This window comes from Paenibacillus camelliae (genome assembly GCF_023715345.1).
GTDB classification, from domain to species: domain Bacteria; phylum Bacillota; class Bacilli; order Paenibacillales; family Paenibacillaceae; genus Pristimantibacillus; species Pristimantibacillus camelliae.
In genome coordinates this window covers 1,011,287-1,033,979 of record NZ_JAMBNY010000001.1, presented here as the reverse complement: position 1 = coordinate 1,033,979, position 22,693 = coordinate 1,011,287, and the positions used below count along the sequence as shown (strand labels likewise).

Here is a 22,693-nt window from a genome sequence, read left to right as displayed (position 1 = left end):
GGGTATATCATTTCTAGCGGTGAGTATGGGGTAGCTTATTCGTTCATCATGCATATTCATATTGGTTATAGTCTCAAGCTATAGCTAAGTATAGGTAAAGAAGATTAGTTAGAAGTGAAAAGTCATGTTAAGCTGTTAGCAATATTTGTTAATCAGTTAAAGGAGAGATAAACATGGCGTTGAGCAGTAATTTAGGCTACCCTCGAATCGGTAGGCAAAGACAATGGAAGAAGCATATTGAACAATATTGGGCAGGACGTCTTGACGAAGAAGCGTTACACGAGGAGCTGAGGCTTATACGACTGGAGCATTTGCGTAAGCAACAGGAAGCGGGCATTGAACTGATTCCTGTAAATGACTTCAGCTATTATGATCAAGTACTGGATACAGCTGTAATGCTAGGAGTCATTCCGACTAGATTCGACTATGTAGGTGGCAAAGTCTCCACTAAGCTCTATTATGAAATTGCTCGTGGCTCGAAGGATCAGCCAGCAAGTGAAATGACCAAATGGTTTAATACGAATTATCATTATATCGTTCCTGAGCTTAATGATGTGAATCCGCAGCTTACATACAATGCTCCACTGGAAGCGTTCCGTGAAGCAAGGCATGAGCTGGGGATTGAAGGGAAGCCAGTCATTATTGGATTGTACAGCTTTCTTAAGCTGGCCAAGGGATATCGTGCAGACGAGACAAGTCAATGGATTGAGAAGCTGCTGCCACTGTATGTAACGATTTTGAAGGAGCTTGAGACGGAAGGAGCTACCTGGGTTCAATTTGATGAGCCAGCACTCGTAACGACGATTACAGATGAAGCTTTGGAGCAGCTTCGTTATATATATGAGACATTAGCGAAGCAAGCCCCATCCCTTCGAATCATCCTGCAAACGTACTTTGATAGTATTGAACGATACGAAGACATTATTCAGTTGCCAATCACGGCCATTGGGTTAGACGGTGTACATGGCTGGGAGCAGAATTTGTCACAGCTGCAAGCTTACGGCCTGCCAAAGAACAAATGGCTCGCAATTGGTCTAATTGATGGTCGGAATATATGGCGAACGAATCTAAGTGAGGCAGGTGTGAAGCTAGATCAGCTGCAGCATCTAGTTGAGAGTGAGCGTCTAATCATTCAGCCATCGTGCAGCTTGCTGCATGTGCCCGTAACGGCTGCAGATGAAGCTAAGCTTCCGGCAGAGATCAAGCAGGTTCTTGCATTTGCTGACGAAAAGCTAGATGAGGTAGTTCAGCTAACCAATCGCTGCGAAGTCTTATCAGAGCAATGGGAGCGAAACTGTATTGAGACAGACGAAGCTTATGCTGTCTTCAATAACCTCGAGCAGAGAAAGCAGCAACAGACGCTCACAGAACGACTGAATGAACTGCTTGAGCAAGGCATTGGAAGAACAGTAAGCTTTAATGAACGGTATCCGCTGCAGCTAGAGAAGCATCAGCTGCCTCTGCTTCCAACGACAACGATCGGCAGCTTTCCACAGTCAGCACAGGTTCGTGCTGCGCGAAGCCGCTGGAGAAAAGGCGATTGGACGACAGAGGAATATGACACATTTATTGCCGAGGAAATAAATCGCTGGATTGAACATCAGGAGCAGCTTGGCTTAGATGTGCTTGTACATGGTGAGTTTGAACGAACAGATATGGTAGAGTTTTTTGGTGAAAAGCTAGGCGGATTTTGCTTTACAACGAACGGGTGGGTGCAGTCCTACGGCTCACGTTGTGTAAAGCCACCTATCATATATGGAGATGTTACGTACCGTGGTCCGATGACCGTTAAAGAAACAGTCTATGCCCAAGCTAGGACGACAAAGCCTGTGAAAGGTATGCTAACGGGGCCTATTACAATTATGAACTGGTCGTTCACAAGGCAGGATATACCAAAAGAAGCAATCGCATTTCAGTTAGCCTATGCGCTCCGTCAAGAGGTTGAGGCTCTTGAGAATGCCGGAATATCGATTATTCAAGTGGATGAACCCGCAGTACGTGAAGGTTTACCGCTTAAAGCTGATGCACAAGCCCGCTATCTAGAAGCTTCTATTGCTACCTTTAAGCTAACAACAAGCGTGGTGAAGCCAGATACGCAAATTCATACGCATATGTGCTATTGTGATTTCCATGATATGATCGCTGCGATAAGGGAAATGGATGCTGATGTTATATCCATCGAAACCTCTCGTAGTCATGGAGAGCTTATTCATAGCTTCGAGGAGCAAACTTATGATCTTGGAATTGGTTTAGGCGTATATGATATTCATAGTCCACGTGTTCCAGCTGCAGAAGAAATGGTTCAATTAATTGAACGAGCACTGCAGGTACTGGATTCTAGACTATTCTGGATCAATCCAGACTGCGGCTTAAAAACAAGAGGAGAAGAAGAGACGATCGCTGCACTACAGCAAATGATTCAAGCGACGTCAATTGTAAGAGAAAAGCTACTCAGCGGCGTAGTACATCCTTCATAATCATATCTATACAGTTAGTTAGCAATGAAAAAAGCTTGCGTACAGCTCATCCACGTCAAATACGTTGATGGCTGTCGCAAGCTTCTTTCTATGAGCTTGGTTTATTATTCGTTATAAAATCAATAATTTCGTTTAACTGAGTAGGATTACTGGAAGCTACGGCATGGGTTGCACCCCAATAATCATAAGCGGTATCTCCGGGTTCTGGATAACCGTATAGATCGAGATCATGTAAAATTCTGTGCATGTATCGCAGTGCATTTGGCTCATACTGTGAGACGGCAATCTCATGCAAAGCGAGCAAATTATTCATATCATTTACAATATCTTCCTCTTCTGCAAATGCCTCGGAGATGGAAGTGTAATTGTCAGCATTAAGCAGCTCTGATTCCAAAATATCACTCCAGCCCTCATCACTACCTTGTGCGTACTTTTGCATTTTATTGCCTAGCAAATGCAAATCTGCCTGGTTATGCAGCTCGCGGATAAGCTGAATTGCCTTATATTGAGGAGTATCGGGCTCAGATGCATAGGATTGTGCTGGAAACTTGACTGGTGTGTTTGTTACATTGCTGTCCTTCTGATCTAGTCCGTATAACGATGCATAGTAAGACTGCTTATATTGCTCATCCTCAATTACTTTTTGTACGATTAAAACTGTCGCAACAATGATCGCAATAAATGCTACAATAAAAAATATGCCGATCATAAATCCAATTTGTTTACGTTTCACGTTTGATTGCTCCCGTTGAATAATTGTATTTCGCTTGGTGCCCTGGTGCTAAACGAATATTATAACTTAATTTATATAGCAGCACCTTGAAAATTATCCCATTATTAACGAATACTACTCCAATTATGCGGCAAGATGATAGGAATGGTCAACCTCTTCCTTACATTACAATAATACAATTCCCTTTGTATAATGCACTCTATACGCGGTAAACCCTAGGCATGAAAAGGAGTTTGAAGATGATTGAATTTAAACCATTAGAAGAAAAACATTTGGAGGACGTTCGAAGCATTTATAATGATTATGTCGCTCATACGACTGTTTCGTTTGATCTGGATGCGGCATCGCTCGACAAGATGCGTGAGCTTACATTGCACGATGATCCGCGCTTTTGTTCGTTTGTCATTATGTATGAAGGCTACATTATTGGTTACATGATGCTTAGTCCCTTTATAAAAAAGCATAGCTGTTCGCGTACAGCAGAGATCACGATATATCTAAATTCACAGCATAAGGCTCGAGGAATTGGCTCTCAGGCGCTTCGGTTTCTAGAGGAGCAAGCAGTCGAATTTGGCTTTCATACGTTAATTGCTGTGATCTGTACGGAGAATGAGTCCAGTATGCATATGTTTCAGAAGCAAGGCTATACACTTAAAGGAATCTTAGAGCAGGTGGCCTATAAATTTGATCGTTATTTGGATGTGGCATACGTTTCAAAATTGTTATAAAATAATTACTTTAGAACTTGAACATATCGTATATGCTGGCTGAAGTATAGATGTGGTATAGTAAATGCATAGAGATTAATGAGAAAAGTGGGATATAGAATGATTGTCATTAAAACAATGGATGAAATAATGAAGATGAAAAAGGCTGGAGAAATTTTAGCAGCTTGTCATAAGGAAATCGCTAAAATGATTAAGCCAGGCATTACTACAATGGAAATTGATACCTTTGCTGAGAAGTTTATTCGAGATCACGGCGCAACACCTGAACAAAAAGGCTACCATGGTTATCCGTTTGCGACATGTGCCTCAGTCAACGATGTCATTTGTCACGGATTTCCGAGCAAGGAGATGGTGCTTAAAGACGGAGATATCGTTACGATTGATATGGTCGTTAATCTTAACGGCTGGCTAGCAGACTCTGCATGGAGCTATGGTGTTGGAGAGCTGGAACCAAAAACACAAAAGCTGCTTGATGTAACAAAGGATTCCCTATACAAAGGGATTGAGCAGGCAATAATAGGTAATCGTATCGGAGATATTTCAAATGCGATTCAAAAATATGCAGAAGCAGAAGGCTTCTCAGTCGTGCGAGATTTTATCGGACATGGCATTGGCTCTAAAATGCATGAGGAGCCACAAGTCCCTCATTATGGTCCTGCGGGTCGTGGTACACGCCTGAAGGAAGGGATGGTCATTACGATTGAGCCAATGCTTAATGTTGGTAAATATCATGCAAAAATTGATGAGGACGGCTGGACTGCAAGAACGGTGGATGGTAGCTTATCTGCACAATATGAGCATACACTGGCCATTACTGTAGACGGACCTTTGTTAATCACAGACCAATCATAATTAAAAATGCCTAGGTTATGGGTAGCTTCCATAACCGGGCTTTTTTTAATGCAAAATGTAAAGAAACGAAGTGAATACATGCTAGAACAGTTTTTTATGAGTAAGCAATCGCAAGTATTGTTGAATGAGGTGCAGCGGCAAGCAGTTGGCAATATAGAAGGGCCTATGCTGCTGCTTGCATCACCAGGATCGGGTAAAACAACAACGATGATGATGAGAATCGGCTACCTGCTAACTAGCAGTAAAGCAAGGAGCGAGCGCATTATTGCAGTTAGCTTTAGTAAGGCATCAGCCGCAGATATGGCTAAGCGTTATGAGCAGCTATTCCCTGAGCTGCCAAGGGTTAAGTTTTCAACGATTCACAGCCTTGCCTTTGATATTGTCCGTACGCAGCTCAGGCTAGATGGCCGAAGCTATCGAATGATTGAGGGCTATGAAGCAGTCGAGGATCAAGAGCAGGCCAACAATTCAGGAGTAACGGCTGGTGAGCCGGGTATAAGCAAGCATTACATGCTTAGGCAGCTGTTTGAGCAATATAATGGTACGACCCCAAAGGAAGAACAAATGGAGGAGCTAAAAACGTATATTAGCTACATAAAAAATAAAATGCTTCCAGAAGAGCAATGGGGTGAGGTTAGCTGCAATGTTCGACATGCAGCTGACATCGCAAAGCAATACGAGCAGAGCAAGCAGCACGGATACGGAGAGCTATTACTGGATTTTGACGATATGCTTGTGCTCGCAGAACGTTTTTTACGAGAGAATGTACAGCTGCGTCATCGGTACCAATCACGCTATGATTACGTCTTAAGCGATGAAAGTCAGGATACATCCTTATTGCAGCATCGGATCATCAGCTGGCTCGTTGAAAAGCATCAAAACCTGTGCGTCGTAGCTGATGATGATCAGTCCATCTACAGCTGGCGAGGCGCTGAGCCAGAGTATTTGCTGGCCTTCAAGCAGTACTACCCAACAGCTACTATTCTATATATGGAGCAAAATTATCGCTCCTCACGAAATATCGTGGAGACGGCGAACCAATTTATAAAGCGAAATCGCCAGCGTTATCCAAAATCAATGTTCACCGAAAATGATTCTTCCGATCCCATTACAATTAAGCTTCATGCTAATGTTACAGAAGAAGTCAAGGAGCTTGTTCAGCAGCTACAGAATATTGAACGGTTAAATGAAACAGCAATACTATATCGCAATCATAGCTCATCCTTATTGTTGATTGATGAACTTAATCGTCGGGGAATTCCGTTCTATATGAAGGATGCAGATGAGCGGTTTTTCAAGCATTGGATTGTCGAGGATATACTGAATATTATGCGTCTGAGCTATACAGATCGTCGTTTTGATATATTTGAGAAGGCGATTGTAAAGCTTAACGTCTACCTAACGAAGCAGCAAATAGCAAAGCTTAAGGCTATGCATACGAATCAATCAATTTTTGAGCTGCTGGTGGATGAGACAGAGCTAAAAAGCTATCAGCTGCTGCGTATCCAAGAAGTGAGGGAAAGCGTTGGAAGGCTTAAAACGTTGCCTCCTAAGGAAGCGATTGTACTGATCCGACAGCAGCTGGGCTATGACAAGCAGATTGAAGAGATTAGTGAACGCTTTGGCTTTCAGAAGGATGGCTTGCTGCAGGTATTAAGCAGCTTAGAGATGATAGCAGAGGGGCTAGATACGCTCGAGCAGTTCGCCTTTCGACTGAAGGAGCTGGAACGACTGCAGCGTCAAGCTAGACATCAACGTCCGCAGCAGAAGGCTGTCACGCTGTCCACGCTGCATAGTGCAAAGGGTCTCGAATTCGATAATGTGTTCATGATTGATCTTGTACATGGTGTAATTCCAAGCAAGCAGGAGCAAGTGAAGCATGAGCTGCTTGAGGAAGCCGCCCGCTTATTTTATGTAGGCATGACACGCGCGCGTTATCGGCTGGAGCTGCACACTGTATCGTACTGGCAAGGTGCTAAGGCTAAGCCATCACTATTTATCGATGATGTACAAAGGCTGCTTGGTGCCTCTTCCGTTAGTAATGGTTCAAGCTATACAACACCGTTCAACGCTAGAAATTCAGTTAGTGAAGGTCCTGTTACAGTCATCAAATATGCACATTCTCATTCAAATGGACAAGCTAATCGAGAAGAAAAAGTGGCAGATCAGGTTTGGAAAGAGCTCGGTGGATTGATAACGGAGGCGAATGAGCTTGAGGCAGGGATAGAAGTGGAGCACAGGAAATTTGGCAAAGGCATGCTTGAAAGCATCGAGCAGGATAAACTTCATATTAGCTTTGAGCTGTATGGTAAAAAGTCCATATTAACATCGTTGGTGCTAGAAAGAGGTATGCTTCGTAAATGTTTGACCTAATCACGTAAGTGCTTGACCTGATCATCGAGCATACATTAATACTACTAGCAAACGCCTAGGTATAATTTGAAGGATAAATATAAGGTAGGTGTAAGGATGCCGCTTAAGCTTAGTCTGCATCGCGTTTCACAGCGCTTCCTGGATGAAGGGAAGGAATTGTTCCAACCATATACAGCTTCTATTCGGGAAGGGTCACGCATTGCTTGTACCGGTGCCTCTGGACAAGGTAAAAGCAGTCTATTAAAAATATTAGCCCGTCTTCATCTTCCCGCATCAGGCACGTTAAGCTGGAATGATCAAGAGGCAACGGAGATACCGGTAACGAACTGGAGACGATATATTCATTATGTCGCACAGCATGCGACAATGCTTTCGGGATCAATCGAAGATAACCTAAAGCTGCCTAGTCAGCTGCATCAGCTGCCTTTCAACAAGGATACTGCTGAGCATTTGCTGGAAAAGGTAGGGCTCAGTGCACTTGACTGGAAGTCTGAGGCTCTTCAGTTGTCAGGTGGGGAGCAGCAACGATTAGCACTCGTTCGAAGTCTATTGCTTGAGCCGCAGGTACTGCTGCTGGATGAGGTTACTGCATCACTAGATGAAGCACATACGCATCATGTTGAGGAGCTCCTCAAAGGCTGGGCTGAAGAACGGGATCGCGCCTATGTATGGATCACACATCAGCCTGACCAAATTGCTCGAATTGCTAACGAGCAGTGGAGCTTCGATAATCACGTCATAACGAGCAACCGAGTAGAGGTGACGGCATGAGTTATTTAGCACTAAGCTTTACGTTAATTTTTATCGCTGTGACGATGTTCATCTCACTCAGAAGAAAGCTTGGATTAGAGAAGGACATTATTATTGGAACGGTTCGGGCTACGATACAGCTGCTCGCAATTGGCTACATTCTTGGCTATGTATTTGCGCAGCACAAGCTATGGATGCTCATTGGAATTATTATGGTTATGATAACTACCGCATCGATCAATGCGGCGAAGCGAGGAAAAATATTCAAGCCTGCAGTGTGGAAGCTGATGCTGTGTATCGGTTCAGTTGAAGCATTTGTTATGCTTATGCTCCTTGGGCTAGGGATGATTGAGCCATCAGCACAGTATATTATCCCATTAAGCGGTATGACGATAGGAAATGCGATGGTTGTTGCAGGCTTATTTCTTACTCAGCTGAAGCGGGAAGGTGAAGCTTCGAAGGAGGAGATTGAGATGTTTCTTGCTTTAGGTGCTACACAGAAGCAAAGTCTGCATCGTCTTATGCAGCGTGCAGTTCGCTTTAGCATGATTCCAACCATTGATGCGCTTAAAACAGTCGGGCTAGTCCAGCTGCCCGGCATGATGACAGGGATGATCATAGCTGGTGCTAGTCCGACTGAGGCAGTGAAATATCAGCTGCTTATCCTGTTTGTGCTAACAGGCGCAGCAGCACTTACTTCAATATTGATGAGTATATTGTTTCAAAATGCACTGCTTACTGAGGATTTGCGTATTCGAAGCTTGAAGTAGCTTGAGCAATCTCTTAAAGAACTTCTTGTCGTCATTACATTTCCTGCTACAGCTTAAGAAGATAAAATTCACAATCCGCCCGATTGTGATAGGTAAGATCGCTCACATTGCTTTGTGTAATGACCGTGCTCTCATTAAAGCGTATAACAATAACTCTATGCTCTACAATATGATTATCCTTAAAGACGCGGATCAAGCTTTCTTGATCGACAGCTTCTTGAAAATCTTCGTCGGTGAACAGCTTGCGAAGTATGGACATAACTCCTCCTTAGTGAAAAGATAGATTTCGTTTGCAACTATTATAACGTCAATTATAATCAATGAAAATGAAATTATGGGCAATGTAGGCTAAGCTGGCTATCCTAATATTTGTTATGCTTCTAATTAAAGGATGTTCAAACAGATCACCTTTGATCACGAAGTCATACTGTATGTAACTCGACATCGAATTTTGAATTCACCCGGGTCTTCCGGTGCTCACGTACCAAATACGTACGCTGCGCTCCTCATTCCCTAGCTTTATTCAAACTTCTCGGTGCTGAAAGGTGAACTTTTTGAACTTGATATTTAAAAGGATGTTCAATAGACCCCTTTGATGAAGAAGCAAGCATTTCTCAATGTTAGGAGTGAAGCTAATGAAATTTGCGGTGTTTACTGTAATGATGCCAGACTGCAGCCCAGAGGAGACAGTTCGATTGCTTCAGAAGCATGGCTATGATGGTGTGGAGTGGCGATTCACTAATCCAGATCAGAGTCGCTCTCATGAGGCACCTTCATTCTGGGGAAATAATCATTCTACTGTACCCGCGGACAGCACTGAGGAGGAGCTGCGCCAGATTGCTGCCATGACTAAGGCACACGGCTTGGAGATCCCTAATCTAGCTGCTTATATTAGAGAAGGTAATCTGCAGGCTACAGAGCAAGCAATGAAGGCTGCTGTCCTACTCGGCTCGCCATCAGTGCGTATATCTGTGCCAGGGTATTCTCGCGACACTCATTATTGGGACGCTCTAAAGGCTGGCAAAGGCTATTTGAAGCAGGTGGAGGCTTTAAGCAAGCAGTATGGTGTGCAAGGTTTAATTGAGACGCATCACGGTAATATTGCTTGCAGTGCATCGGCAGCAAGGCGGCTTGTTGATGACTTTGACCCTCAGCATATTGGGGTCATCTATGATCCTGGCAATTTGGTGCATGAAGGCTTTGAAGCCTATCGAATGGGTCTTGACATACTAGGTCCATATCTCGCCTATGTTCATGTTAAAAATGCGGCTGCACGACATATACCTGGAGCAACACCTCCATGGCAGGTAGAGTGGCGCACGATTGATGAAGGCGAGGTTTACTGGCCGCAAGTTATGGAAGCGCTTCATGATATCGGCTACGACGGCTGGTTAAGCATGGAGGACTTTAGTCTGGCGCGACCTACGGAAGAAGCATTAGCACATCATATATCATACTTAAAAAGTTTACTGTAGTAATACGGAAAAGCATGCTTTAGCTGGCTCCGTCCAGCTTACGGCATGCTTTTTTAGTGTTTTTAGAATGTGTCCGCTCTGAATTAGCCGCTATTTATCAGCAAATGTAGTTCAATAAAAGAGAGCCGTCCATCGAACAAACTCTGCTCGTCTTTTTCAATAGGTTAAAGCATACGATAAGGAAGAAGGGGGTGATGCGATGGCTAGATGGGGACGAAAAGGATTGAGCTGGTATTTATCACAGTGGCTAACAGGGAAAGGTCAGCGAGCATATTCAGCCTCAAGCTGGAAGAGAAAACAGTGGAGCGTTCAACCAGCATCTTCTGCAAAAAAGAAGCCAAGTGTTTTTAAGTCAAAGCCAAAGGCAGCGAGCATAAGCTGGGGGCGACTGCGTATCCATCGAGATGCTGAACAGCCTGCTTCATCATTTTCACCTTCCCCAAGTAAATTAACTGCCCGTACTGCGCGGAAAAAGGGAGGCTGGAAACGAGGGCTGCTCATTGCGTTCATTGTCATGCTTATTTTCGCGGTGCCTTCCTTTGTGTTTATCGAAAAGAATATTCGTCAGCCCTTAATGCATGTTGCGAAAATTAGAATTAAGCAGGTTGCCACACAAGCGATCAATGGTGCAATTACGGAACAGGTTGCTCAGCGTGCTGCATCAGAGGAGCTCATTGAGTGGAAGATGGACAGCAAAGGTAAAATTTCTGGCTTTATGCTCAACTATAATGAGCATATGCGGATCACATCGTCCACCATTCAAACGGTTCAAACGACGCTGTCAGAAATTCAACATATGCCTGAAAGGATTCCACTTGGGCACGCATTAGACAGTGCAATTATTTCCACCTATGGTCCGAAAATACCGGTTACATTTGAGCCTCTTGGAGCAGTGAAGGTTGAGCTTAATACAAGGGAGAAGAATGCAGCCATTAATATGGTGCTTGTCGAGGTCTATATTAAAGTCATCACGGAGGTTGCTATTATTATTCCGTTCGATACAGAACCAGAAATTGTAGAAGCTGAGATACCGATTTCCTATCTGCTCGTCGTTGGAGATGTGCCGATGTATTATTATGACAGTTCGGGTAAGCCTATTGGCGAATCCGCACCTCAAGCTCCGAATATATCTGTACCACTTCATTCCGGTCAAGGCATTTCGAGCGACCCATCTAACACGGAGTCCAAGGATGGAAATGCTGACCCTGTTGAAGAGATTAAGGATGAGCAATCAGTCAGCAGCTTCAGCCTAACGCCGTAGAGATATGACGCCAAAAATAACAAAAAAACGCGCAGCACGCACATCGCTATTTGCGAAGGCGTCTGCGCTCTTCATTTTCCCAATGCTTGAGGCTCGGGTAAGGATCAAAAGCCCATTCAATAAATCCACGATCACTATATATGCCGTAATGAAGATGCGGAGGGAATTTTCCAGATGTTCCAGGTTTGCCATAGCCTGAGCTTCCTACCCAGCCAATAACCTCACCAGGCTTAACCGTCTGACCGATAGCAAGCTCCTTCGTAAAGCCAGATAGGTGAGCATAATAGTGATAATGACTATTAAGATCGCGTATACCTACTCGCCAACCACCGTAGCGATTCCAGCCTTTAATTTCAATGACACCATAGCATGTGCTTCGCACCGGAGTTCCGTGGCCAGCAAATATATCGGTTCCTTCATGGATGCGACGTCCACCCCAGCCTCTTCGGTCACCCCAAGTGTCACGATAAGAATAGTTATTGCCTATAGGCAGTGGAAAGGCATGCTCGAACAAATTAAGCTTCTCGTGTTCACTGTATAGCTGGTGAAATTGCTGGATACGCTGTACTGCTCTCGGATTCTGATAATACTCCCACAGCCCAATCGCGATATCCTCGTCAGTAATCCCATGCTGACTCACAAGATGCAGGATCGTATAGAGCAGATCAGTGTCGTCTGAACGGCTCGCTAATCCATCACCATTACCATCTTTACCTATACCCTGAAAAAATTCTATGGAGAACAACTGCTCATCGCTTGGGTCTGGATTAAATGTTCCGGCCCAACGGTACTCATCGATATATACACCGGTTAAGTCTCCGAGCTGTGGTCTTAGCTTTGGCTTGGCCTTTGTCATTGTTCGTTCATATTGATCAATGGCAGCAATCCATTCCCAAGACATGCCCGTCATCACAGAAAGGTTATTATATAGCTCTAATCGTTCTGTAAAGATTTCTTCAGTACTGCGCGGTTTCTTTTTTTCAGCTGCAGTATAAGGCGAAGTATAAGCGTAAGCTGGAAGTAGAAAGATAGCAATAAGTAGAACGGACATAACATATCGGAGCCCAGTCACATCAATCATCCTTTCAGACAGAGGTTTTGCGTTAACCATATTGTTCACCAAACATGCTGAAAAATATCCAATACTGACTGGTTCAGTTGGAATAGCCGCTTTTATTACTGGAATTTATGTTATAATAAGAGCAATGTCATCGTTTGAAAAGTTATTGAAAGCAGGTACTGTCCAATGAAACAACGTGAAAAATTAGAAAAACCAGACTGGCTTCGCATTAAGCTAACAACCGGTGGTAACTATACAGAAATTAAACAAATGATGCGAACAAAAACTCTACATACGGTATGTGAAGAAGCTCGCTGCCCTAATATTTATGAATGCTGGACGAATCGAACGGCAACATTTATGATATTGGGAGATATTTGTACTCGAGCATGCCGGTTTTGTGCTGTAAATACTGGATTGCCAACAGAGCTTGACTTACAGGAACCAGAACGTGTCGCAGAGGCAGCTGAGCAGATGGATCTTCGTCATTGTGTCGTTACTTCCGTTGCTCGTGATGATTTGGCGGATGGCGGAGCTTCAATATTCGCAGCTACCATTCGTGCTATTCGCAAGCGTTTGCCGTTTTGCCGCGTTGAGGTGTTAATTCCAGACTTTATGGGGAACTGGGATGCCCTGCAGGTCGTTATGGATGCCAACCCAGACATACTAAATCATAACATCGAGACGGTTAGTCGCTTATCGGATCGCGTACGTGCGAAGGCAAAATATGAAAGATCGTTAGAGCTATTAAAGCGTGCGAAGGAAATGAAACCGAAAATTCCTACGAAATCAAGCATTATGCTGGGCGTAGGTGAACAATGGGATGAAATATTAGAAGCGATGGATGATTTACGCGCGGTTGACTGCAATATTTTGACGCTTGGTCAATATTTGCAGCCTACACCTAAGCATCTACCAATTGAGCGTTATGTACATCCAGATGAATTTGCACAATTAAAGCAAGAAGGTTTGTCACGTGGCTTCCGTCACGTAGAGTCAGGCCCTCTCGTTCGCAGTTCATATCATGCTCATGAACAAACTGATTCTGCTTACGCAGCAATCGAAGCAGATCAGCAAGTACAACAAACTACTACAATGTCAGAAGCTACAGATCAGTCAAATTCATCTGGCGCATGTTCAAATGTTTTGATCTAAGCTGGGGAGAGGTGCTGCAATGGCATTTATTCATATTGCAGGTAATACGTATGAATTAATATTTGAGAATCGAAATGGCTGGAACGTCGAAGCATTTCGTAATCGTTATAGTGAAGTATTAGAACGATATGACTATATTGTAGGAGACTGGGGTTATAACCAGCTGCGGTTAAAGGGCTTTTTCCGTGATGGTCACCAGAAGGCAACAAAGGATTCAACATATTCCTACATGACGGACTATATTAACGAATATTGCAACTTTGGCTGTGCTTATTTCATTATTGAGAAAAAGCAGGGTTCAGAGGCTCTGGAAACAAGCGATGACGATATCTTTATTGAAGAGCTTGAATATATTCGACCAGTTCCAGTTCCTAGGGAACAGAAATCGAAGGATAAAGATAAGTCTGCTACTGTTTCGTCCGCTGAGGATAATGGTGGAGCTAATCAAAAGGACCAGCCAACACAACGCAGCAAGCGTGCTGCACATCGTGATAAATCCGGACATGACTCAGCCTCTGAGGATGGGGCTCATGAAAAGCCGCGTCCGCGTAATCAGCGACAGGGCGGCTCTAAGCAAAAGCATGCTCAACAGGACAACGCCGAGGCTAGTTCTGACACGAAGCAAGAGCATAAAAAGGAAGGGAAGCCAAAGCGTAAGGATTTTCATCGCAGAGGACCTCGTCCCTTTGATAAAAAGAACAAAGGCCCAAAAGGCCAAAATAATGAAAAAGAAAAAGCATCAAATGCAATAACGAATGAATAAGTAAAAAGGCTATGCTAGGTTAATTCCTAAGCATAGCCTTTTTGTCATTTATTTTTATTTAAGAGAGTCGACTCCAATAAAGGCATTGCGAACACGATCCCAGAATGGAAACGGTCGATAGCGTGCAAAGCTCACTTTCTTCGATGCAACGGTGCACTTGATCGATACAACATCATCGAACATTTTACCTAAATGGTCAACATGTATTTGAATACGCTGCTGCTTCATGCAAATAATATCGCAGTAATGATGCTTTGGAAGCAGAACGGAGGAGCCAAGTGTACGGTAAACGATATTGTTGATTGAAGCAATCTCGGTTACCTGCAGAGCTTCGATCGCTGGATGAACGATTGTGCCACCTAGACTTTTATTATATGCCGTACTTCCAGTTGGAGTGGATATAACGATTCCATCGCCACGGAACATCTCGAACTGTTCTCCATTAATGTTTACTTGAGCGACCATCGTGTTGTCGACGCCCTTTAGTGTAAATTCGTTAAGCGCAAAATAATTATAAGTGCCTGACTTCGTAACTAATTCAATATTAGCTAGCGGATATCGAACGATCGTCGGATCGATCGTGCTCATTTTATCTATTAACAGCTCCAGCTCGTTAGCTTTCCAATCCGCATAAAAACCAAGATGGCCAGTGTGGACACCAACAAAGGCAACGGAGTCAATTTGGGCGATGTATTGATGAAAGGCTTTTAATAGTGTGCCATCTCCACCAATCGATATGACGATATTAGGCTCTTGCTGATCATGCTGAAGACCTTTACTCTCTGCTAATTCAATAAATGTTCGTGCTAATTGTTTAGATAATGAATCTCCGCGGTCAATAACAGCATATTTCAATGTCATAAACTCCTTTGCAAATTCCTGTTCTATATTGAGCATAGCTGAAAAATGATCAATGTTCAAGAACATGCGCCTATTCTATTTCGGTCCCAGCCAGTCCCAAAGTGCATACAGCAGCAACACAGAGATGATGCTATGGGCGAAACGCGATATAAAAAAAGGCATATAGCGTATACTCGTTTGGCTGAGCAGGCTTGCAACCTGTGCATGTACAGAAAGTCCTCCCCAAGATAGAATAGCAACGGCGATCGCTGCCTGATGCTGCAAGGGCAGTGAAGCCATACTTGCTTGCTGGGCACCTAGCGTTACCTCAAATATGCCAGGGATAATGGCTTCTGCCACTGAGGTAGAAATTCCCAGTATTTGAAAGAGCTCCTGAAGGGCAATAATAAGCATATATAGCACTTGTCCATCAGATAACAGCTGCAGAACGACAGAGAAAAACACAACGAGACCACCTACAACGATCATCATTCGAATGGCAGAGTTAATCGCTTGCTGCAAAATGACGGAGAAAGGTCGTCCATCTAGCAATCTGGCCTCATGCATGGCACGCAGTGCCTGATGAAGCAGCGTCCGTCTATAGCTGAAGCTTTTAATATGCAGCTTAGCGTCTGGTACATGTCGGTCATCTCGAGCATCATGAAATCTCATCAACAGACCGATAATTAACGCCCCAATATAATGTGCTGCTGCAAGCACAACTGCAAGCTCAGCTTGGCCGAAAAATCCGATTGATACCGCACCAATTAGGAAGATTGGATCGGAGGAGGTTGTGAAGGCGACAAGCCGCTCGCCCTCTCTTCGATTGAGTAATTGTTGTTCATATAGCTGTGCTGTTAATCTAGCTCCTACGGGATAGCCGGAGATATAGCCAAGCGTAACAACAAAGCCACCGATACCTGGAATTCTAAAAATGGGGCGCATAAGCGGATCAAGGATTTTACCGAAAAAATGGACGACGCCAAAGCCGAGCATCAGCTCCGATATAACAAAGAATGGGAAAAGTGCAGGGAAAAGCACCTCCCACCAAATCTCAAGACCTCGTAGCGAGGCAGTTAGTGCTTGTGAAGGAAATAATAGCATTAACAGCAAAATGATAAGCGACAAATAAGAGAGCAATGCTAACGGATGCAATATCTTTTTCATCATGAATTAACGTCCTATCCTATGTATTTATATTCGAAGGCGAATATGCTTAAAGAGTTACATCGTAATCAAAGTCAGACATTTTCAACTACTCATAGTGATGTATATGAGCAATTTGGTACAAGCAGACCCCACTATTTATAAGAAAAATTAAAATCAACATTAGAAATATGAGAAAACCATGTTATACTATAGATATATGAAATGATGGAGTGATGATTATGAGCATTCTAGCAGGAATTCTTGTATGCGCCTTTATATACGTGATCAGAGAAGCGATATCCACCCCACCCAATTCAAAGGATTATGATTATAAATAGTCTACTTTCAAGCTGCTCGGCACTTAGCTGAGCAGCTTTTTTTGCTATGCTGGAGTCATATTTAGTTGAATGAGATATGGTATAATGAAACAGAACGATTGGTAGAGCACATTTAGGAGTGATGAAGCTATGGCGCAACAAAGTACTTACGAGCTCATTGGTGGTGCTGATACGATTCGCAAAATCGTCGAAGCCTTTTATCCAAAAGTTCAGAAAAATCCGGAGATAGGGCCTTTGTTCCCAGAGGATATTACACCAGTGATGGAGAAGCAGTATATGTTTCTAACGCAATTTTTTGGTGGGCCTATGCTGTATACGGAAGCGTATGGTCATCCGATGATGAGGGCGCGTCACATGCCTTTCCCTATTACGGAAAAAAGTGCGAATGCATGGCTAAGCTGTATGAAGGAGGCATTAGCCGAAGTAGAACTGTCTGAAACACTTCAGGCGCTTGTATTGGAAAGACTATCAGGACCTGCATATCATTTTATTAATACAGCCGAACAGGAGTGAATTTGATTGGATCCGTTATATCTCTCTACTGCTGAGTGTCCATGCTGTCAAACAACCTTTAAGGTGACAAAAGTTCGTCCAAGCTTCAAAAATCCATATAAGTCTGATACTGATTTCTGTGGTTATTATAAGAATGAGGTTAATCCTGACTATTATGTTATTCGTGTTTGTCCACAATGCGGCTATGCTTTTTCGGAGAATGCAATCAAGCGTATGACCGACGAGCAAAAACAGCGTTATTACAACGAAATTGGCAAGCATTGGACTGAACAATTTTTCCATGGTGAACGTACCATTGATCAAGCACTCACTACATATAAACGAGCGCTCATCATTGCCCAGCTTATGAAGGAGGAGCCTCGTTTAATCGCTGGATTTTTGCATCATATTGCATGGCTGTATCGATATAAGGGACAAGCAGAGGAAGAAAAGCGTTTTCTCCAATTTGCTTTAGAGCAATATATTGTTGTGTTTGAACAAGAAACAAACAGTGAAAAAAATGCGAGGCTGCTTTATATAATCGGAGAGCTGAATAAGCGCGTTGGCAATTTTCAAGAAGCAGTGAAATGGTTCTCTCGAGTCGTTAACGACCAGTCCATTGTTGATGCCGGTATGATCCGTGCTAGTCGTGAGCAATGGAAGGAAACGGCAGAGCTTGCAGCGGAGCAACGGGAGCGTGCGAAGAAAAGCGTGTAGCTCGTATTAAACATAAAAAGCTACAGTTTAAGGTAAAATAATTACTCTTAAACTGTAGCTTTTGCTTCATTTACTTAGGATAGGAGCGAACCTTACTATCTGCTAAAAAATAGTCCTGATCCATGTCAACGATCGTTAGCTTCGAGAAGCAGCATGGAAAAACAAGAAGCTTCTTTTTTCCGCTTTGAATATCAGGTACTTCTTTCTTTTTTAGCGGAAGCAATACCTTTTCAGTTTTGCAGAAAGGGCACTCCTCTACATAATAGTCATTCATAATGACTTCATAAGGCCATGTATTTTCGAAAGGGATCATGCATCGGACTCCTTATTAGACTCTTCCTGTTCATGAGATTCAGATTGTGGTGTTTGCTTATTAGCAAGCTCTGCGAGCTTAGCCAGTACAATATGCCTTGGGGTATGGACAAGCTGCTCAATAGGAATTCCTAGCTCCTTAGCAAGCTTCATTGCTGTATCTGGTGATAGCTGCTTCAGCATGGTGTTGCACCTCCCAACTCAATATACTTATTGTTATACACCTAAGTGTACAAGTTTGGCAAACCTTAATACTCTGAAGTCTTTGGTTTTAATGGAAAAATATGTATTTAAATGGATTATTAATGTAGAAATGAGGAATCGATATGACCTATAGTCAGCAATGGGAGCTGGAAAGCATTTATCCCGGAGGAGCAAGCTCTCCTAAGCTAAAAGAGGAAATCAAGCAGGCAGAGCAGAGCATAGCTGAGCTACGAGGCTTGCTTAAGCAACCAAATGCTACTTCCTATGATAGTTTAGTGAAGCAAGCAAAGATTGTTGAAGAGGTGCTTGCAGCGCTGCGAGAAGCAGATTCTTATGTAGCCTGCCTCATGGCACAAAATATGTTTGATAAGGAAGCAGTGCTGCTGAATGATCGCTTGAAAAACCTAGGTGCTGCGTACACTTCCATTCTGACGGAGTTTGATCATCATCTGGGCATCATTGAGCAGGAAGAGTGGGTGAGACTTTTATCACAGCCAGAGCTTGCCATCGTTGCTTATAATCTAAATGAACGAAGAGAACTCGCTAAGAAGAAAATGGCTCCTGAGCTAGAGTCACTTGCGGCAGATCTAGCCATCGATGGCTATCATGGCTGGGGAGACTTCTACAATACAATCGTTTCACGTATGACGTTCAAATTAGACGATGATACAGTGCTTTCTGCAGGCCAAATGTCAAATCGACTGGATGATCAAGATCGAAGCAAGCGGCTAGCTGCATTTAAGCTTTGGGAGCAAGGCTGGGGAGAGCAGGCTGATTTGTTCACGGACACCCTCAATCACCTGTCAGGATATCGCCTAAAATGGTATCAGAACAGAGGCTGGAGCTCATATCTCCAGGAGCCACTGCAGATGAACCGGATGAGTGAAGCAACGCTAAAGTCGATGTGGCAGGCGGTTGAACAGGGGAAACAGCTGCTCATACCTTACTTTGAACGCAAAGCTAAGCTGCTTGGCGTTGATAAGCTGGAATGGCATGACGTTGAGGCACCGCTTGCGACGGCGAGCGGAGCACAGATGAGCTATGACGAAGCAGCAGCCTTTATTATTGAGCAATTTTCAGGCTTCAGCAGTGAACTAGCTGCGTTTGCGAAGCAAGCCTTTGAAAAGCAGTGGATTGAAGCCGAGGATCGTCAAGGAAAGCGCCCTGGCGGCTTCTGTACTTCATTCCCGAAAAGCAAGGAGACGAGAATATTTATGACCTTCTCGGGCTCTGCGTCGAATGTATCGACGCTAGCTCATGAGCTTGGTCATGCGTACCATCAGCATGTCATGAAGGATATGCCTCCGCTCACGCAGGAATATGCAATGAATGTGGCGGAAACGGCCTCCACCTTTGCAGAGATGATCGTATCTGACCGTGCATTGCAGCGTGCTGTGAGCAAGGAGGAGAAGCTAGCGCTAGTCGAGGACAAAATTCAACGTGCGGTAGCGTTCTACATGAATATACATGCTCGATTTATATTCGAGAGTGCCTTTTATGAAAAGCGCAGTGAGGGACCGCTAACGACTGAAATGCTGAACGAGCTTATGGTGAAGGCGCAGCAGGAAGCATTTGTCGATCAGTTGTCTGTGTATCATCCACACTTCTGGGCGGCTAAGCTGCATTTTTACTTAACGGATGTACCGTTTTATAATTTTCCGTACACGTTTGGTTATTTGTTCAGCGCAGGAATTTACAAGCGTGCGTTAACGGAAGGTCCGGGCTTTGCATCGGCCTATGATGCATTGCTTCAGGATACAGGACGGTTGTCGGTGGAGGAGCTAGCGCAGAAGCATCTCGCCGTTGATTTGACACAAACTGATTTTTGGGAAGAAGCTGCAGCACTTGTAGCTGAGGATGTAAAGCTGTTTCTAGAGTTAACGGAGCAACAGACGAAGTAAATTCTACGATATCGGAGGAGATTGTAATGGAAAGAACATTTGTCATGATAAAACCAGATGGCGTAAAAAGAGGCTTGATCGGAAAAATTGTAACTCGATTTGAAGAAAAGGGCTTTATTATTGCCGAAGCTAAGCTGATGACGATCTCAGAGGAGCTGGCTAGTGTACACTATGCTCATTTACAATCAAAGCCTTTCTTTGGAGAGCTAGTGGAGTACATTACATCAGGTCCAGTGTTTGCTATGATTCTGGAAGGACATGAAGCTGTTCGCAATGCACGTACGTTAATCGGCTTTACGAATCCGATTGAGGCAGCTGCTGGCACGATTCGTGGAGACTTTGCTACGATTGTTGATTACAATGTCATTCATGGCTCCGATTCCGTAGAAAATGCAGAAATCGAAATTAATCGTTTCTTTGGTTAACTGCCTACTAGCTCATAAACTAGCTCATAAAGATCACCAAAGTTAAGGTTGACAGTTATTGGCTAATTGTGATACATTTTGAAATAATAAGAAACGGAAGCACCGTATAGTCGCTGTCAGCTGACAGCGTCCTATGCGGTGCTTTTTTGTGTTTCTGCTAAGTTTCATATGGTAAGTGCCGGCAAGTGCTATAGAAGGAGGATGAGTTGTGAGTATTACGATTGCAGAGCGTCTGCAGCCCGTAACTGAATTGGAGCGGGTAGAGCTCATTTATTTTGAAGAGAAGCTGTTTATTGGATTAGTTATTTTTGTTAATTGTTGGAATTAAGAAATAGCATATACTTACATTGTTTTATGTTGTGAATTCACTAGACTTTGTATTTACATTTTATAATTTATACAGATAAGATAAATTTATTAACACTTACGATAAAAAAAACAATTTCTGTATCTTTATGTTATCATTGTAATATATAATTTAATGTCAATTAACTTATATAGTGGGAACTACATAAAAGGGAGGCAGAATTGTTGAAGAGGATATCAATATTTTTAAGTACTATGGTTTTGTTTCTGTCAATTTTATTAATTAGTTGCGAGAATACTACTAAATATCAAGAATTAACAAATACTCAATACTCTGAAATTCTTAATAAAGAGCAAATTATAATTTTAGGTACAAAGGTTATTTATAAAGAGAAGATTCCTATTACAATTATTTCATATAAAACTAAAAATGAGATAGGTAATATAGAAGCATATAACGAAAACGGCGAATTAAACTATCGTAAAGCATTGATCACAGATCTTAAAAATGATAAACCAATTAAAGTACTGGGTAGTAATGCAAAATATAAATATGCAAGTATTACTTTTTTAGATAAACAAATGCAACAAAATACAACAAAACTATTAATATCTTACAATAATAAAGAAATGTTAGTAGATTATAATGCTCCTAAAGAAGACAGTATTATTGTAGAAATAGATAATATATTGGAAACCAATGCATTGCCGTCAGCTGTAGAACTTAATATTGATTTTATTGATAAAAATAATAATGTTATCTTTAGGTACCCCTCAAACCAACAAATAGAATTAACACTAAATTATTATGATTATGTGTTTTCTTCTATGGCCTTGGAACTATTAAGAAAAAGTGAATATAAAAAAATTAGTATTGATCAGACTCCACAAGCTTTTGATTCAATGTATGATTTATGGTTACATACATTGACTATTGATTTAACAGATGAACAACGCGACGTGGTAATAGATTCATTAGATAAACTTCACTCAAATGACGGGCATTTTTTTACAAACTTACGAGAAAAACAAGAGTCTATAACTTCAAATAATAAGTTAAGTTTACATAAATATTTACTAGATACTAAAATGGGCATAGAAATATATAAGACACTTGAGAAAGAGATACCTGAATCGGACAAGCTTTGGAGTTATTTGGAAAAAGTTATTGAAGATATCGATGGGGCTAATTTAGATTTTGTATCGAAGGGAAGTATCCTTACACAGATATATTTAATTAGTGAAAAAATAGATAAAGATACTGTTGTTAAAGGTCTTGTAAGTAAACAATTAAATGATCTTAATAAATTGTATTCAGATGCTAACCCCTCTATTGATACATATATAACAGCAATAGAATTGAATGAGTTATATGAAAATGTTGTAATGATGAATAAAGAAGAGGTTTACAATTTTTTAGAAAGCGTACAAACAACAGAAGGAATGTTTAATATTGATGGCTATAAGAGTGGGTATGACTCACTAGCGACTTATTTAGCGATTAGAATACTAACTTCCTTAGAATTACCTGTACCTAATGAAGTACAACTTGTAAAGATGCTAGAGAAAATACACAATGACTCTTACGTTAGATATCAATAAAAATTGATAT

21 protein-coding genes and 1 pseudogene are annotated in these 22,693 nt (G+C 42.4%); 15 read left to right on the top strand and 7 right to left on the bottom strand.

Going from position 1 to position 22,693, the window contains the following annotated elements; genetic code table 11:
• Nucleotides 1-173: 173 nt before the first annotated feature.
• Complete coding sequence (gene metE / locus M3180_RS04775) at nt 174-2,477, top strand: 5-methyltetrahydropteroyltriglutamate--homocysteine S-methyltransferase (RefSeq protein WP_251666133.1); 2,304 nt, start codon at nt 174-176, stop codon at nt 2,475-2,477.
• Nucleotides 2,478-2,565: 88 nt separating this feature from the next.
• Here metE and M3180_RS04770 read toward each other — a convergent pair whose 3' ends face one another.
• A complete protein-coding gene (locus M3180_RS04770; protein WP_251666132.1) occupies nt 2,566-3,210 on the bottom strand; it encodes a hypothetical protein in 645 nt (214 codons plus the stop codon).
• A 239-nt stretch (nt 3,211-3,449) separates the two neighbouring features.
• Between M3180_RS04770 and M3180_RS04765 the strand changes: the two genes are divergently transcribed.
• From M3180_RS04765 to M3180_RS04745, 5 genes are all read left to right on the top strand, one after another.
• The gene (locus M3180_RS04765) at nt 3,450-3,938 is read left to right on the top strand and encodes a GNAT family N-acetyltransferase (RefSeq protein WP_251666131.1); all 489 of its coding nucleotides are present in this window, start codon (nt 3,450-3,452) and stop codon (nt 3,936-3,938) included.
• Between the two features lie 99 nt (nt 3,939-4,037).
• Nucleotides 4,038-4,790, top strand: a complete 753-nt coding sequence (gene map / locus M3180_RS04760) for a type I methionyl aminopeptidase (protein ID WP_251666130.1) — start codon at nt 4,038-4,040, stop codon at nt 4,788-4,790.
• Nucleotides 4,791-4,868: 78 nt separating this feature from the next.
• Nucleotides 4,869-7,163, top strand: coding sequence for an ATP-dependent helicase (locus M3180_RS04755; protein ID WP_251666129.1), 2,295 nt, complete (start codon nt 4,869-4,871; stop codon nt 7,161-7,163).
• A gap of 96 nt (nt 7,164-7,259) precedes the next feature.
• A complete protein-coding gene (locus tag M3180_RS04750) occupies nt 7,260-7,934 on the top strand; it encodes an ABC transporter ATP-binding protein (RefSeq protein WP_251666128.1) in 675 nt (224 codons plus the stop codon).
• Complete coding sequence (locus tag M3180_RS04745) at nt 7,931-8,683, top strand: ABC transporter permease (RefSeq protein WP_251666127.1); 753 nt, start codon at nt 7,931-7,933, stop codon at nt 8,681-8,683. The genes M3180_RS04750 and M3180_RS04745 overlap by 4 nt, the downstream gene beginning before the upstream one ends.
• A 46-nt stretch (nt 8,684-8,729) precedes the next feature.
• On the opposite strand, the gene M3180_RS04740 is transcribed toward M3180_RS04745, so the two are convergent.
• The gene (locus tag M3180_RS04740) at nt 8,730-8,942 is read right to left on the bottom strand and encodes a hypothetical protein (protein ID WP_251666126.1); all 213 of its coding nucleotides are present in this window, start codon (nt 8,940-8,942) and stop codon (nt 8,730-8,732) included.
• Nucleotides 8,943-9,318: 376 nt separating this feature from the next.
• Between M3180_RS04740 and M3180_RS04735 the strand changes: the two genes are divergently transcribed.
• Together M3180_RS04735 and yunB are read left to right on the top strand one after the other, a co-directional pair.
• Complete coding sequence (locus M3180_RS04735; protein ID WP_251666125.1) at nt 9,319-10,158, top strand: sugar phosphate isomerase/epimerase family protein; 840 nt, start codon at nt 9,319-9,321, stop codon at nt 10,156-10,158.
• A gap of 199 nt (nt 10,159-10,357) precedes the next feature.
• Entirely contained in the window at nt 10,358-11,419 is a 1,062-nt protein-coding gene (gene yunB / locus M3180_RS04730) for a sporulation protein YunB (RefSeq protein WP_251666124.1), read from the top strand.
• A gap of 46 nt (nt 11,420-11,465) precedes the next feature.
• Here the strand turns inward: yunB and M3180_RS04725 are convergent, their stop codons facing one another.
• Nucleotides 11,466-12,530 carry a M23 family metallopeptidase gene (locus M3180_RS04725; RefSeq protein WP_285855574.1) on the bottom strand — a complete coding sequence of 355 codons (1,065 nt, stop codon included), beginning with the start codon at nt 12,528-12,530 and terminating at the stop codon, nt 11,466-11,468.
• 135 nt (nt 12,531-12,665) lie between these two features.
• Between M3180_RS04725 and lipA the strand changes: the two genes are divergently transcribed.
• Nucleotides 12,666-13,634, top strand: coding sequence for a lipoyl synthase (gene lipA / locus M3180_RS04720; RefSeq protein ID WP_251666123.1), 969 nt, complete (start codon nt 12,666-12,668; stop codon nt 13,632-13,634).
• A gap of 19 nt (nt 13,635-13,653) precedes the next feature.
• A pseudogene (locus tag M3180_RS23020) lies at nt 13,654-13,924 on the top strand (YutD family protein); the annotation flags it as partial.
• Between the two features lie 527 nt (nt 13,925-14,451).
• Here M3180_RS23020 and M3180_RS04710 read toward each other — a convergent pair.
• Nucleotides 14,452-15,252, bottom strand: coding sequence for an NAD kinase (locus tag M3180_RS04710; protein ID WP_251666121.1), 801 nt, complete (start codon nt 15,250-15,252; stop codon nt 14,452-14,454).
• Between the two features lie 81 nt (nt 15,253-15,333).
• Nucleotides 15,334-16,407: a sporulation integral membrane protein YlbJ gene (gene ylbJ, locus M3180_RS04705; RefSeq protein ID WP_251666120.1), complete on the bottom strand. Its 1,074-nt coding sequence runs from the start codon at nt 16,405-16,407 to the stop codon at nt 15,334-15,336.
• Between the two features lie 446 nt (nt 16,408-16,853).
• Here ylbJ and M3180_RS04700 point away from each other — a divergent pair, with 446 nt between their 5' ends.
• Complete coding sequence (locus tag M3180_RS04700) at nt 16,854-17,237, top strand: globin domain-containing protein (RefSeq protein WP_251666119.1); 384 nt, start codon at nt 16,854-16,856, stop codon at nt 17,235-17,237.
• Between the two features lie 6 nt (nt 17,238-17,243).
• Nucleotides 17,244-17,933, top strand: a complete 690-nt coding sequence (locus M3180_RS04695; protein WP_251666118.1) for a DUF2225 domain-containing protein — start codon at nt 17,244-17,246, stop codon at nt 17,931-17,933.
• A gap of 70 nt (nt 17,934-18,003) precedes the next feature.
• On the opposite strand, the gene M3180_RS04690 is transcribed toward M3180_RS04695, so the two are convergent.
• Both M3180_RS04690 and M3180_RS04685 read right to left on the bottom strand, forming a co-directional pair.
• Nucleotides 18,004-18,246 carry a hypothetical protein gene (locus M3180_RS04690; RefSeq protein ID WP_251666117.1) on the bottom strand — a complete coding sequence of 81 codons (243 nt, stop codon included), beginning with the start codon at nt 18,244-18,246 and terminating at the stop codon, nt 18,004-18,006.
• Entirely contained in the window at nt 18,243-18,428 is a 186-nt protein-coding gene (locus tag M3180_RS04685) for a YycC family protein (protein WP_251666116.1), read from the bottom strand. Before M3180_RS04685 ends, M3180_RS04690 begins: the two co-directional genes overlap by 4 nt.
• Before the next feature lie 143 nt (nt 18,429-18,571).
• Between M3180_RS04685 and M3180_RS04680 the strand changes: the two genes are divergently transcribed.
• The 3 genes from M3180_RS04680 (at nt 18,572) to M3180_RS04670 (ending at nt 22,683) form a co-directional block, all read left to right on the top strand.
• Entirely contained in the window at nt 18,572-20,350 is a 1,779-nt protein-coding gene (locus M3180_RS04680) for a M3 family oligoendopeptidase (RefSeq protein WP_251666115.1), read from the top strand.
• Between the two features lie 26 nt (nt 20,351-20,376).
• Nucleotides 20,377-20,775, top strand: a complete 399-nt coding sequence (gene ndk / locus M3180_RS04675) for a nucleoside-diphosphate kinase (RefSeq protein WP_251666114.1) — start codon at nt 20,377-20,379, stop codon at nt 20,773-20,775.
• A 531-nt stretch (nt 20,776-21,306) separates the two neighbouring features.
• Complete coding sequence (locus tag M3180_RS04670; protein WP_251666113.1) at nt 21,307-22,683, top strand: hypothetical protein; 1,377 nt, start codon at nt 21,307-21,309, stop codon at nt 22,681-22,683.
• Nucleotides 22,684-22,693: the final 10 nt, after the last annotated feature.

Bases quoted from the DNA above. Each gene is read 5' to 3' on its own strand.
- metE (WP_251666133.1), top strand. From the start codon at position 174: ATGGCGTTGAGCAGTAATTTAGGCTACCCTCGAATCGGTAGGCAAAGA.
- M3180_RS04765 (WP_251666131.1), top strand. From the start codon at position 3,450: ATGATTGAATTTAAACCATTAGAAGAAAAACATTTGGAGGACGTTCGA.
- map (WP_251666130.1), top strand. From the start codon at position 4,038: ATGATTGTCATTAAAACAATGGATGAAATAATGAAGATGAAAAAGGCT.
- M3180_RS04755 (WP_251666129.1), top strand. From the start codon at position 4,869: ATGCTAGAACAGTTTTTTATGAGTAAGCAATCGCAAGTATTGTTGAAT.
- M3180_RS04750 (WP_251666128.1), top strand. From the start codon at position 7,260: ATGCCGCTTAAGCTTAGTCTGCATCGCGTTTCACAGCGCTTCCTGGAT.
- M3180_RS04745 (WP_251666127.1), top strand. From the start codon at position 7,931: ATGAGTTATTTAGCACTAAGCTTTACGTTAATTTTTATCGCTGTGACG.
- M3180_RS04740 (WP_251666126.1), bottom strand. From the start codon at position 8,942: ATGTCCATACTTCGCAAGCTGTTCACCGACGAAGATTTTCAAGAAGCT.
- M3180_RS04735 (WP_251666125.1), top strand. From the start codon at position 9,319: ATGAAATTTGCGGTGTTTACTGTAATGATGCCAGACTGCAGCCCAGAG.
- yunB (WP_251666124.1), top strand. From the start codon at position 10,358: ATGGCTAGATGGGGACGAAAAGGATTGAGCTGGTATTTATCACAGTGG.
- M3180_RS04725 (WP_285855574.1), bottom strand. From the start codon at position 12,530: ATGGTTAACGCAAAACCTCTGTCTGAAAGGATGATTGATGTGACTGGG.
- lipA (WP_251666123.1), top strand. From the start codon at position 12,666: ATGAAACAACGTGAAAAATTAGAAAAACCAGACTGGCTTCGCATTAAG.
- ylbJ (WP_251666120.1), bottom strand. From the start codon at position 16,407: ATGATGAAAAAGATATTGCATCCGTTAGCATTGCTCTCTTATTTGTCG.
- M3180_RS04700 (WP_251666119.1), top strand. From the start codon at position 16,854: ATGGCGCAACAAAGTACTTACGAGCTCATTGGTGGTGCTGATACGATT.
- M3180_RS04690 (WP_251666117.1), bottom strand. From the start codon at position 18,246: ATGATCCCTTTCGAAAATACATGGCCTTATGAAGTCATTATGAATGAC.
- M3180_RS04685 (WP_251666116.1), bottom strand. From the start codon at position 18,428: ATGCTGAAGCAGCTATCACCAGATACAGCAATGAAGCTTGCTAAGGAG.
- M3180_RS04680 (WP_251666115.1), top strand. From the start codon at position 18,572: ATGACCTATAGTCAGCAATGGGAGCTGGAAAGCATTTATCCCGGAGGA.
- ndk (WP_251666114.1), top strand. From the start codon at position 20,377: ATGGAAAGAACATTTGTCATGATAAAACCAGATGGCGTAAAAAGAGGC.